The sequence below is a fragment of the Halococcus thailandensis JCM 13552 genome (genome assembly GCF_000336715.1).
GTDB lineage: Archaea > Halobacteriota > Halobacteria > Halobacteriales > Halococcaceae > Halococcus > Halococcus thailandensis.
The window spans coordinates 137,671-150,123 of the sequence record NZ_AOMF01000174.1; the positions used below are offsets into that span (position 1 = coordinate 137,671).

11 protein-coding genes are annotated in these 12,453 nt (G+C 66.7%); 5 read left to right on the top strand and 6 right to left on the bottom strand.

Going from position 1 to position 12,453, the window contains the following annotated elements; genetic code table 11:
- Window positions 1-15 precede the first annotated feature (15 nt).
- From C451_RS18255 to C451_RS18265, 3 genes are all read left to right on the top strand, one after another.
- Window positions 16-297: a transcriptional regulator gene (locus C451_RS18255; RefSeq protein WP_080503562.1), complete on the top strand. Its 282-nt coding sequence runs from the start codon at window positions 16-18 to the stop codon at window positions 295-297.
- Window positions 298-418: 121 nt separating this feature from the next.
- Window positions 419-1,504, top strand: a complete 1,086-nt coding sequence (locus C451_RS18260) for a hypothetical protein (protein ID WP_007742915.1) — start codon at window positions 419-421, stop codon at window positions 1,502-1,504.
- Window positions 1,505-1,552: 48 nt separating this feature from the next.
- Window positions 1,553-2,245 (top strand): dolichyl-phosphate hexose transferase, encoded by a 693-nt coding sequence (locus tag C451_RS18265; protein ID WP_007742916.1) that lies wholly within the window; start codon window positions 1,553-1,555, stop codon window positions 2,243-2,245.
- Here C451_RS18265 and C451_RS18270 read toward each other — a convergent pair whose 3' ends face one another.
- From C451_RS18270 to C451_RS18295, 6 genes are all read right to left on the bottom strand, one after another.
- Window positions 2,246-4,285, bottom strand: a complete 2,040-nt coding sequence (locus C451_RS18270; protein ID WP_007742917.1) for an ArnT family glycosyltransferase — start codon at window positions 4,283-4,285, stop codon at window positions 2,246-2,248.
- The gene (locus C451_RS18275; protein ID WP_007742919.1) at window positions 4,285-5,448 is read right to left on the bottom strand and encodes an ABC transporter ATP-binding protein; all 1,164 of its coding nucleotides are present in this window, start codon (window positions 5,446-5,448) and stop codon (window positions 4,285-4,287) included. The genes C451_RS18270 and C451_RS18275 overlap by 1 nt, the downstream gene beginning before the upstream one ends.
- A complete protein-coding gene (locus C451_RS18280; protein ID WP_007742920.1) occupies window positions 5,438-7,042 on the bottom strand; it encodes an ABC transporter permease in 1,605 nt (534 codons plus the stop codon). Before C451_RS18280 ends, C451_RS18275 begins: the two co-directional genes overlap by 11 nt.
- A 1-nt stretch (window position 7,043) precedes the next feature.
- Entirely contained in the window at window positions 7,044-8,321 is a 1,278-nt protein-coding gene (locus C451_RS18285) for an extracellular solute-binding protein (RefSeq protein WP_007742921.1), read from the bottom strand.
- A 138-nt stretch (window positions 8,322-8,459) separates the two neighbouring features.
- Entirely contained in the window at window positions 8,460-8,933 is a 474-nt protein-coding gene (locus C451_RS18290; RefSeq protein WP_007742922.1) for a cupredoxin domain-containing protein, read from the bottom strand.
- 114 nt (window positions 8,934-9,047) lie between these two features.
- Window positions 9,048-10,214 (bottom strand): alpha-1,4-glucan-protein synthase, encoded by a 1,167-nt coding sequence (locus C451_RS18295; protein WP_007742923.1) that lies wholly within the window; start codon window positions 10,212-10,214, stop codon window positions 9,048-9,050.
- 294 nt (window positions 10,215-10,508) lie between these two features.
- Here C451_RS18295 and C451_RS18300 point away from each other — a divergent pair, with 294 nt between their 5' ends.
- Together C451_RS18300 and C451_RS18305 are read left to right on the top strand one after the other, a co-directional pair.
- Window positions 10,509-12,095, top strand: coding sequence for an acyl-CoA carboxylase subunit beta (locus C451_RS18300; RefSeq protein ID WP_007742924.1), 1,587 nt, complete (start codon window positions 10,509-10,511; stop codon window positions 12,093-12,095).
- The gene (locus tag C451_RS18305; protein WP_007742925.1) at window positions 12,095-12,412 is read left to right on the top strand and encodes a hypothetical protein; all 318 of its coding nucleotides are present in this window, start codon (window positions 12,095-12,097) and stop codon (window positions 12,410-12,412) included. Before C451_RS18300 ends, C451_RS18305 begins: the two co-directional genes overlap by 1 nt.
- Window positions 12,413-12,453: the final 41 nt, after the last annotated feature.

Consider the following 12,453-nt stretch of genomic DNA (forward strand, 5'->3'; position numbering starts at 1 on the left):
GAACAGGGGAGCTAAATGATGGAGGACTGGGATACGATCAGTTTCGTGATTCGCTCGCAGTACCGCGTGGACGTACTCTCGCGGCTGGTCGAGGGGCCGGCGACGCCGTCACGCATCGCCACCGACGAGGGGATTGCCATCGCGCACGTCTCGCGGGCGCTGTCGGGACTGCGCGACGACGAGCGTGGGATGGTCGAGCTGCTCGTCTCCGAGGACCAGAAGAAAGGCCGCGTCTACGGCATCACCGAGAAGGGCGAAGCCGTCTGGGAGCGTCTCGAAGCCGAGAACATGCTCTGAGCCCGCCGATCGTCCGTCTCGCTGGCAGCAGAGCCGATCGACCGGTGTTCGCCCCCACTAGTAGAGCCTCGTTCGGGACGGACAGGCGCCATTTATATAGATGGACGGAGCACCCTGTTCTATGAGCGAACGTTCGGGAGTGCGGGCGGGCGAGCACGGGCGATCGTGGCTCGCTGCCGTTGCGCTCACGGTGATGGTCGTCGGATCGCTCGCCGTCGTACCGGGATCGGCGGTGGCCCAGGAGAACGCGACGTTCATCGTCCAGCAGGGCGATACGTGTACGGAGGTCACGCCGCTCGGCGACGGCAGCCAGACGGTCGAGCAGTTCTACGACTACACGGTGCTCGACGATCAGGCGAACTACAGTTCGCTCGGCACCACCGATATCCAGGAGAACCAGGTGAGCCAGCTGTTCGTCTATCGCGGTAGCGACGGGCTGAGCCTCGTCTTCCTCCACGACAAGATCAACGAGCCGTACGGGTTCGTCGCCACGGGTGACATCTCGGGACTCCCCTCCGATGGCGAGTGGGCCGTCGAGGACGACAACTACACCAACCGTGACGACACCTTCGAGTACACCGACACGGGCGCACACATCGAGTGGAACTCGAACGGCGAGCGTACCGACGGTGCAGCCTTCCGCGGACTGGGGAGTTCGGACTACAGCACGATCACCGCGGACATCGCGTTCAACGACGAGGTCGACCGCTACCCCTTCGAGGAGTGGAGCGGCTCGCCCAGCGACAACGAGATCGACAACTGGATCGTCCGCTCGGGCGACGGCTCGACGACCGAGCTCGACATGAGCAGTCCCGTCGAGATCAGTCCCGGTAGCTGTAGCGGCGGCGTGAGCACGTTCACGGCGACGCCGAACGGATCGGATGCGAACGCGACGACAGACACGACCGACGGATCGACCGCGGCCGACACGCAAACCGCGACCGACAGCCCGACGCCGACTGAGACGGCGACCGCAACCGACACGCAGACCGCGACCGACACGCCGACGGCTGCCGAGGACGATGACACGACCGCCGACAACGGGAGCGACGACGGAGCCACCGCGACCGACGGCGGCGGACTGGTCGGCACGAGCTCGCCGACACAGACCGACAGCAGTGACGCGTTCGGGCCCGGATTCGGTGCGGGTGCCGCGCTGCTCGCCGTCCTCGCGCTCGCGGGCGTCGCGCTCGCTCGCCGCCGCTGATTTCGGCGAGCCTAAAAACTCAAGTAGGGGTGGGGCGAAGCCGCGTCGATGAGCACATTCGAACCCTACGATTTCGACGACGTGAGCGTCGTGATGGGTACGTACAACGAAGAAGCCGCCATCGAGAGCGTGCTCGATTCGATCGACGAGGCGACCGATGGCGCTGCCGAGACGGTCTGTGTCGACGGATCGAGCGATTGCACGGCCGAGATCGCCCGTGAGCACGGCGCGCGCGTCATCGAACAGGAGCCACAGGGCTACGGCGTCGCCGTCGCCCGCGCGCTCCGAGCGGCCGATCGCCCGGTGATCGTCACGACCGACTGCGACGGCACCTATCCGATGGACGCCCTTCCCGAGTTCCTTGACGCGATCAACGGCGGCGCGGACGTCGTCAGTGGTGATCGCCTCTACCACGGGGCCGCGACGATGCCGCCGTTCAACCGCCTCGGCAACCACGCCTTCGCCGTGCTGGCGAGCCTCCTGCTCGGCGAGCGCGTCCACGACACGACGACCGGAATGCGCGCCTATCGACGCGAGGTGATCGAAGACATCGAGTGGACCGAGAACACCGGTCTCTCCGCTGAACTACTCGTCCGCCCGCTCGCGCGCGGTTACGACGTCCACGAGACACCGATCGAGTACGGCGAGCGCCTCGGCGAGACGACGCTCGACCCGCTCTCGGATGGGAAGGAGATCGCGCGCTCGATACTCACCGTCGGTCTCGAAGAGCGCCGTCGGTAATCAGGCAGCCGTGAGGTTCGCGTCGATCGACACGCCGTCGCTGGTGCCGTTGACCACCCCGCGTCCGCCGCCACAGCGATAGGTCGGACAGACCTCTTTCGTGGGCGTGAGCGCGCGGATCGTAGTTCCTGAACGGTCGAACGGAAGCTCGACGCGGTAGCCGAACCCGCCGGTCGGCCCTCTATCGACGAACACCGACAGCGTGAGCGTGTCACCGGTGAGCGGTATCGAACTCCCGTTGACCGGCGTGATCTCCCCGCGGAGTCGAGCGCGTTCGTCAGCGACGAGCCGGAGGTCGAGCGTTCCGTTGTCGCGCGTCGTCGTGTAGTACGTCTGATTGTCGCCGTTCGCGAGGCGCACCGTGACGCTCTCGGGCGAGCCGGGGATCCCGAACTCTCCGTCGACCGCGAGTCGATCGCCCGAGCGGACCGTGATCGGTCGGAGGGCACCCTCGGAGGCGTCACCGGTCGTCGGGCTCCACGACCCGTCGTAGACGTAGCGGTAGTACGACCGGTTCGGATAGGCGTCGACGACCGCGAACTGGCGTTCGGCGAGCGCGTAGACCGCGTCGCCGCCGAAGCCGGGATCGTTGCGCAGCGCCTGGAACGGATGGCTGAGCCAGCGACCGTACGTCGTCGGGAGGAAGACGAGCGCGTTCGCCAGACTCCGATTCTCGAAGGGTTGGTAGGCCTGCTCGTACTCGCCGGTGACGTTGCCGTTGCGTTCGAGCGGTTCGCTCGCCGCACTCGCCGTCACGCCCGCCAGCGCCACGCCCGCGACGAGCAGACAGACCGCGAGCGCGACGCTCGCCTGTCGGGCGTCGAAACGTGCTCGTAGCAGACGGCTGAGTCGAAGCGCGCCGCGGAGGCCGGCGTACGCCGCGAACGCCGCTGTCGGAACGAGTAGATCGAAGTGGTAGTACGGCCCTAGGAAGGCGATCAGTCCCGTTCCTGATTCTTCGAGATCGCCGAGAATGTTGAAGTTGCCCCAGAAGAGGACGTTGCCGACGGGGATCGAGACGAACAGCCCGGCGAGCACCGCGGTCCGGGCGTGCAGTCGGTTTCGCGGGACGACGATCGCGAGCACCGTCCCGCAGGCCGCGAGCGCCGTTCCGAGCACGCCGGCGATCCCCCACCGGCCGAAGAACGTCGCGAGCACCTTCGCGTTCGCCGTCAGCGCGAGCGTCGGCGTATACTGCTTGGCGTGGCCGAGGATCGCTCGCTTCCCGAAGCCGATGCCGTCAAGCGGTGCGAACGCCGCGTACGGGAAGGTGAACGGATCGCCGGTGAGGAAGGCGTTGTAACCGAGCGCGACGCCCACGCCGAGCAGCCCACCGGCGGCGGTCAGACCGTTGCGGATCACGGCGTCACGGCCATCCCGCAGCGTCCAGAGCGCGTGGACGACGAACGGTGTGGCGAACAACACGGCGGTGTAGGGTCGCGAGAAGAAGGCGATGCCGATGGCGAGTCCGGCGACCGCCGCCAGCGCTCGATTCCCAGTACGGTCGGCACGGAGATACGCCGCGGCGAACAGCAGGTTCCACAGCGTCGTCGGCGCGTACGAGAGGAACGTCGACGAGTTGATGAGAAAGAGCGGCGAGAACAGGACCAATCCGCCGGCGAGCAATCCTGCCGCACGTGCGAACTGCCGGCCCTCGTGGCGGAAGGTTTCGGCGACGACGATCGCCAGAAGAGCGACGTTCGCCGCCGCGATGGCGACGAGCGCGAGCGTGTAGTCGCCCGCGAGCCGGCCGAGCGCGAACATCGCGGCGGCGACGGGCGCGTACTTGGGGTAGAACCCCTGTTCGCTCCCGACGAAGAACCACGGTCGGAACGATTCGGGGACCGGCGGCCGGAGGAACAGCTGTCCGTCGAGCAGCATGCTAGCTTGCTGGAGATACACCCCTTCGTCGTGGTTCAGCGAGAGATACGGGAAGAGCTCCGTCGAGACGATCCACACGGCGAGCCCGCCGATCAGGGCGAGGGCGAGCGCTCCGAGTCGGAACCGTCGTCCGTCGAGTCGCTCGCCGAGCTGTCCCATCACTCGGCGGGATACCACGCGAGCCGGTGGTCGGCGACGAACGAGACGGCGACCCGCTGGTCGAGGTGGATGTCGGTCGTGTGGTTGTGCTCGCAGTGGATCACGTCGCCCGTATCGAGTTCGACGCGGTAGACGAACGACGAGCCGGTGTACTGGCGGTGGACGACCCGTCCGTTGCCCGCATCCTCGTCCGCCACAGGGTTCGCCCGGAGGTCGTCCGGCCGCACGAGCACGTCGATGTCGGTGCCGGCGTAGTCGTCGGTGAGCCCCTGCATGCGCGCCGTCTCGAAGCTCCCGATGCCGGTGTGGACGCCCGCCTCGTCGACGCTGCCCGACAGGAAACCCGCGCGACCGAGGAAGGCGGCGACGAAGCGCGATTCGGGCTGCTCGAAGACGACCTCGGGACGGCCGACCTGTTCGAGGCGGCCGTCGTTGAGCACGGCGACGCGATCGGAGATAGACAGCGCCTCCTCCTGGTCGTGGGTGACGGAGACGGCGGTGACGCCCGCCGCCTCCAGGATGCGACGGACCTCCTCGCGCATCCGCACGCGAAGGCGCACGTCGAGGTTCGAGAAGGGTTCGTCGAGCAGCAAGAGGTCGGGCTCTGGCGCGAGCGCGCGGGCGAGCGCGACGCGCTGTTGCTGGCCGCCCGAGAGCTGATCGGGCGTCCGCTCGCCGAACGATTCGAGACCGACGAGTTCGAGCAGCTCGGCCACGCGTTCGTCCGTTCGATCGCCGTCGGCGTCGGTGAGGCCGAACGCGATGTTCTCCTCGACGGTCATGTGCGGGAACAGCGCGAAGTCCTGAAAGACGATGCCGACGTCGCGATCCTCCGGATCGACGGAGTGAGTATCGTCGGCGACGCGCTCGTCGTCGAGAGTGATCGTTCCCGCCGTCGGGGTTTCGAGCCCCGCGATCAACCGCAGCGTCGTCGTCTTCCCACAGCCCGAAGGGCCGAGCAGCGTCAGTAGCTCGCCCTCGCGGACCGACAGCGAGAGTTCGTTCACTGCCGTTTCGGCCCCGAACTCCTTGCTCGCGTCGGCGAGCTCGAGCACCACGTCGGCGGTGTCGGCGCTTCCCGGCGCGCTGTCGGGCGCGTCAGCCCCACGCGAGCGGTCGGTGGCGGCTTCGGGATACGGTTCCTGAGTGGATTTACCGGACATCATCGCCCTCCTGTGTGAGGATGACGAGCATCGAGAGTCCGGAGACGGCGACGAGCACGAGCGCCGGTACGGCGGCCGCCCCGTAATATCCTGCGTCTTGGACCTGCCAGATGTAGGTGACGAGCGTCTTGAATCCGGAGGGATGCAGCAGGAGCGTCGCCGGCAGTTCCTTCATCGTCGTCAGGAAGACCAGCGCCGCACCCGCGACGACACCCGGCGCGATCAGCGGGAGCGTCACGCGCCGGAAGCTCGCGAGCGGCGAGTGGCCGAGCGTGCGCGCAGCTTCGAGCAGTGACCGATCGACCTGGAGCACCGACGACTGGGTGGTGCCGACCGCCTGCGGGATGAAGCGGACGACGTAGCCGAAGATCAGCAGGGGGAGCGTCTGATAGAGCCCCGGCAGATAGCGCACGCCGAAGTAGACGAGCGCGAAGCCGACGACGACGCCCGGTGCGGCGTAGCCGAGATAGGTCATCCGATCGAACAGATCCGTGAGCGGGCCATCCGTCCGCGCCGAGAGATAGCCGACCGGCAGCGCCGCGACCGTCGCGACGAGCGCCGCGAGCGCCGCGACGACGACGGAGTTCAGACCGTAGGACCACTCGAAGGCGAACCCGCCGGCCGAATAACCCGGCCCGCCGCGGAACAGCCACATCGCCAGCACGCCGAGCGGGACGAGCAGACAGAGCGCGACGACCAGCGTACAGAAGGCGAGCGCCGGCCACTTCCAGGCTCCGAGCGAGATGGTGTAGCCACGCCGTCCGCCGGCGTAGGCGTTTCCGTCGTCGGCCGAGAGGCGTGACTCGATGCCGAGGATGGCGACGGTGAGCCCCAGCAAGAGCACCGAGAGCAGCGCCGCGCGGCCGCGGCCGAAGGCGTTGTACTCGACGAAGATCATGCGTGTGAACACGTCGTAATGCATGATCGACGGCGTCCCGAAATCGGAGAGCGTGTAGAGCCCCACCAGCAGCGCGCCGGCGGCGATCCCCGGCGCGATCTGTGGCAGGACGATGCGGCGAAAGGCTCCGAGATAGGAGTGGTTCAGGGTTCGCGCGGCCTCGATCTGACTGGCGTCGAAGGAGAGCAGCGCCGCGCGCGTGGTGAGGAAGACGTATGGATAGACGAACAGCGTGAGGACCAACACTGTACCTTGCAGCCCGTAAATCGTTGGAATGGATTCGACACCCAACGGGGCGAGCAGGTCGGCGAGCGTCCCTCGCGGGCCGAACGCCGAGACGAACGCGAACGCGCCGATATAGCTCGGAACGACGAGCGGGAGCGCCAGCAGAACGGTCCAGAACCGTCGGAACGGCAGGTCGGTGCGTGCGGTCAACACCGCGAGTGGCACGCCGAGCAGCACCGAGCCGGCAGTGACCGCAGCCACGAGCAGCGCGCTGTTGACCGTGATCTGGACCGTCGAGGGCGACGACAGCAGCGCGAGCGCACTCTCGATGCCCATGTCGAACGCGCGGACGACGAGCCACGCGATCGGGGCGACGACCGCGAGCGCGATCGCGCCGGCGAGCGCGAGCAACCCCCCTTTGAGGACGGTCCCGCGATCGATGTCGATACGACCGTCGCCGAGGGTACTCATCTCAGAGCACTCCGGTCTCGCGCATGAGTTTCAGGGTAGGTTCGAGGTTCGAGAGTTTCGCGAGATCCAGCTCCGGCGGGTTGAGCTCGTCGATCGTCGGCAGTCCGCCGACGGGCGGGACGCCCGGGATCATCGGGTAGGCGAACGTCCGCGTGGCGAAGAACTCCTGAGCCTCGGCGGTCAGGAGGTGTTTGATGAAATCCATGGCGAGCTGGCGGCGCTCGGTCCCTTTGATCACCTCGACGCCGGCGGCGTTGATGAGCGCGCCCGCATCACCCTTCGTGAACGCGAGCTCGATCGGCGCGTTCGGGCGGGCGGCCCGCACGCGCAGCGAGTAGTAGTGGTTGGCGAAGCCGGCCGCGAGCTCGCCGTCGGCGACGGCGTTCGAGACGAGGAACTCGTCGGGATACTCGGAGATCCCCTGTTCTTGCATTCCCGTGAGCCACTGTTTGGTCTGCTCTTTGCCGCGAAGCAGCCGCATCGCCGTGACGAACGACTGGAAGGCCCCGTAGGTCGGTGCCCAGCCCATCGACCCCTGCAGTTTCTTGGCATCGGTGAACTTCTGGACCTTGTTCGGGATCTGGTTCGCCGAGAGCTTGTTCGTGTTGTAGGGAACGCTCCGTGCGCGTCCGGCGACGCCGACCCACTGGTCGTTCGGGTGGAACGACTTGGGGACGGGCTTGACCACCTTCTTCGGGAGCTTCATCGTCGCATCGTTGTTGGCGACGACGCCGAGCGCACCGAGATCGACCGCCCAGAAGACGTCGGCCTTCGGCGAGCCGCTCTCCACCTCGGTGATGAGCGTATTCGCGAGCTGTGAGGAGGAGGCCGTCCGGAGCTTCACGTTGAACTTCGGATACATCTTCTGCAGCAGATCGAGGAACTGGGTGTAGAGTCCGCCCTCGCCGCCGCCGAGATAGACACTGAGCGTCCCCGAGAGGTCGGGGAGATCGTCGATGCGCGGCCCCTTCAGCGGCGGGCGACTTTCGACGAGCGGGCCCGACCCTCTGAACGATGTGATGCCGACCGAGCCGTTCGCGCTCGCGTTGCCGGAGGCGTTGCCGACGGTGCCGTTCGCCCCGCCGCTGGCGTTGCTCGACGCGTTGGAGCCGTTTGCACCGCTCGCGTTGGCCCCGCTGTCGCCGGACGAACAGCCGGCGACCAGCGCGCCGCCGGCCACGACGGCCGACGTGCGGAGGAACCGTCGCCGTCCCAGCCCGGAATCGCCGTGATCGTCGGAGCCGTTCGCCCGTGGATCGTCACCAGCGCGTCGCGTCATTGCAACATATGATTTAGGACAGCCTAAAAACCCTGTCGTTCCACGGTCGATCCGTCGCGCCCAGCGACGCCGCTTGGCGGTATGTCGTTTCTGGTATCGGTTATGAAACCGCGATGCCCATGGCGTGGCTCGGCGTCGTTAGTTGGTGACCTCGATCGTCTCGTGCATGCCGAGTTTGTAGTGATCCTCGGTCTCGCCGTCCTCTTCCTCGACGATGAGGCAGGCGAGCTCGTACGTGCCGGGTTCGAGCTTCATCTGCAGCTTCTTGCTCGTGCCCTTGCCGATGTCGTCGACCTCGTCGAGCTCCTCATAGGCACCGTCGTCACTGCGCTCTCTGACGACCAGCTCGTGGACCTCGTGGCCCTTGTTGACGGCGTTGAACGTCACCTGCCCCGACGGCACCGATTTCGCGTCGGGTTTCACCTGCCACTCGTCGAGCACGACGCGCACCTTCCGGTCGCCGGAGGCACCCGGGGTTCCGCTGGCGTTGCTACCGTTTGCGCTGCCGTTGCCGCTCCCGTTCGCACCGCCGCTGCCGTTGGCGCTGTCGTTGCCTGACTCTGCACCACCGGTACAGCCGGCGAGTCCGGCCGCCGCGGCGAGGCTTGCCATACCACCTTTCAGTACCGTCCGTCTGTCGAAATCGTGTCCTTTCATTGTCTGTCACTGGCTATTTTTGGCCAGCCTAAAAATTGGTGGTGGGTGGTAGCTGTTATACCTACCGGTTCAGTCGTCGGCGCTGGCGGCGGCCGGTACGGCGATCGAGCCCGGATCGAGCGCGTCGAGACAGGCCAGCCAGTCGTGCATGTACTCGCCGACGTACGGGAGGAACTCGCCGTTCTCGCAGTCGCTCCAGTCGCGTTCGACGAGTGCGTCGGCCATCGCGGCGAAGGCACCGGCGTACGAATCGGCGTCCGCGGCCGCGTCGTCGACGGCCCGCCAGAGGCGCTCGTTGGCGTCGAGCGCGGGGAGTTCCGAGCGGAGATCGTCGAACGTCGAGCGCTCGGCCTTGTTGTGCTTACAGAGCGGCCCACCGGTGATGATCTGCGTGTCCAGCACGTCGCAGGCGCGCTTGAGGAAGACGCCGCTCCAGATGTCGTCGAACCGGCCGACGTCCCAGGGGTTGTCGTCCATCGGGAGCTGGTAGAACGCCGGGATCACCTCGCGTCGGAAGGCGAGATTCATCGAACAGACCGTGAGATACTGCCCCTCCGCGGCGACGAACGGCTCGCCGAAGTCGTCGGCCGAGAGCCGCGTCTTGGCCTGGCCGTGGAGATCGCCGTCGGCGAGGATGCGAGCGGCGTCGAGGTCGGGCACGTTCGTCCAGAGCCCCTGCGAGGCGACGACGTTCGTCACGCGCGTTCGGTCGGTCTCGACCTCCTCGTCCATCGCCGAGTAGGGGTAGCCACGCGGGTAGAGACCGTGCTCGTCGGCGTTCTCGTAAAGGACGTTCACCCACTGCTCGTCCGAGCGGACGCGCTCGACCTCGTGTTCATCGTTCAGGTTCGCGAGATGCGTCCCGAAGAAGTCCTCGTCCATGTGCGGGCGGGTGTCGTCGTCGATGAATATTCCATACTCGAACCCGTTCGCCCAGCAGTAGAGCAGCCCGAAACTCGTCTGGGCGTGGCTCGCGGCGGGGACGAGATGCGAGAACTCCGTGACGGACTGCTCGTCGTACCACTCCTCGCGGGCAGCGCCGTCGAAGACCTCGCCGGCGAGATCGAGTTCGTCGAGCATCGTCGCCATCGCCTCGGTGTCACAGAAGTCCTCGGTCACGAGCACGACGTGGAGACGGTCGGTGTCGAAGCCGTGCTTGCGGGCGTTTTCGGCGTAGGCTCGTACGCACTCGAACTCGCGTATCGTCGGAACGATCACACAGATGTCGGCCGTCATTGCGATGTCGCGTGTTTTTAGGACGGCCTAAAGAGTCTGTCGTTGTCGCTCCGATAACGCCAGTACCATTCAATGGTAACGAATGGTTCGGGTACGTTCACAGTCGCGACGGTGATCTATCGTGGCACAGATTTAGGTAGCTACACGTAGAGCAACGACACAGAGACATGACGCTCGACACGCAGACCTGCGTGGTCACCGGCGCGTCCCGCGGGAGCGGCCGCACCGTCGGGCCCGTACCGGGCTCTCCGACCGACCGAACTCTCGCCAGCAACGGCAGCATGGGGTGGTAGCGTGGCGGCCGAAGACGACGCCAACGCCGGCGAGAGCGATGCACTGGACGAATCGGCGATCGAGGAGCTGCGGCGACGCCGCACCGAGGCGGCACTTGGTGGGGGACAGGCTCGCATCGACGCCCAGCACGATCGGGGCAAGCTGACCGCCCGCGAACGCATCGACTACCTCCTCGACGAGGACAGTTTCGAGGAGTTCGACCGGTTCGTCGAACACCAGTCGACGAACTTCGGCATGGCCGAGAAGAAGTACGCCGGTGACGGCGTCGTGACCGGTTACGGCGAGGTCGACGGTCGGACGGTGTTCGTCTTCGCCCACGACTTCACCGTCCTGGGTGGGTCGGTCGGTGAGGCGGTCGCCGACAAGATCTGCAAGGTGATGGACAAGGCCATCGAGAACGGTGTTCCCATCATCGGCCTGAACGATTCCGGCGGCGCACGCATTCAGGAGGGGATCGCCTCGCTCACCGGATTCGCCAAGATCTTCCAGCGAAACACGAAGGCGAGCGGGCTCGTCCCGCAGATTTCAGCGATCATGGGACCGTGTGCCGGCGGGGCGACCTACTCGCCGGCGCTGACCGATTTCACGTTCATGGTCGAGGACACCGCCCAGATGATGATCACGGGCCCGGACGTGATCGAGACGGTCACCGGCGAGCAGATCACGATGGAGGAACTCGGCGGTGCGAGCGCCCACGCTAACGAGAGCGGCGTCGCCCACCGGACCGCCCCCTCCGAGGAGGAGGTGCTCGACGACATCAAGCGACTGCTCTCGTATCTCCCGCAGAACAACGTCGAGGCCCCGCCGCGGGTCGACTCCTGGGACGATCCCGACCGGCGCTGCGAGGTCGGCGAGCTGGTGCCCGACGCGCCGCGCAAACCCTACGACGTGACGAACGTGATCGGGAACATCGTCGACGACGGCTCCTTTTTCGAGACGCACGGCGGGTTCGCGCGCACGCTCGTGACCGGGCTCGCGCGCATGGACGGCCGACCAGTCGGAATCGTCGCCAACCAGCCGTCGGTCAACGCCGGCACGCTCAACATCGAGTCGAGCCAGAAGGGTGCACGGTTCGTCCGCTTCTGTGATTCGTTCAACATCCCCGTTCTGACGTTCGTCGACGTGCCCGGGTTCATGCCCGGTACCGACCAGGAGCACAACGGGATCATCCGCCACGGCGCGAAGCTGATCTACGCCTACGCCGAGGCGACCGTCCCGCTCTCGACGGTAATTCTCCGGAAAGCCTACGGCGGTGCGTACATCGTGATGGGTTCGAAACTCTTGGGGGCGGATACGAACTACGCGTGGCCCGGCGCGGAGACCGCCGTGATGGGTCCGCGCGGGGCGGTGGACGTCCTCTATCGGGACGAGCTCGCCGATGCGGACGATCCCGAGGCGACCCGCCAGGCGCTGATGGACGAGTACCGCGAGGAGTTCGCCAACCCTTACTCGGCGGCCGAGCGCGGCTACGTCGACGACGTCATCGAGCCGAACGAGACCCGTCGACGGCTCATCCGCGACCTCGACGTCCTCGATCGCAAGCGCACCGACGGACCGCCGAAAGACCACGGCAACATCCAACTCTGATGACAGCGACATCACTGCTGGCCGAAACCGACGACGTGGACGACGCGGACGACGAGCAAGCGGTCACGAACGAGGCTGTTCTCGACGATGTGAGTCTGTCGGTGCCCGCGAGCGCCGACCGCGGCGAGGCCGCGGCCATCGCCGTTGCCATCGGTGCACACCTTCGTGATCGCGCCGCGGCCGCTGCGAACGCCGACGAGGAACCATCGGAGCACTGCGATCGCTGGTCGCTCTCTGGCCGCCTCGACGGGCGGACGCCACCCCGTGGGGTCGCCCACGGCGAAGAGTGGAAGACGGCGGGGCGGCTCCGTCGGTAGCGTCGAAACATCCATAACGGGGGCGGGAGACGACCCGGACG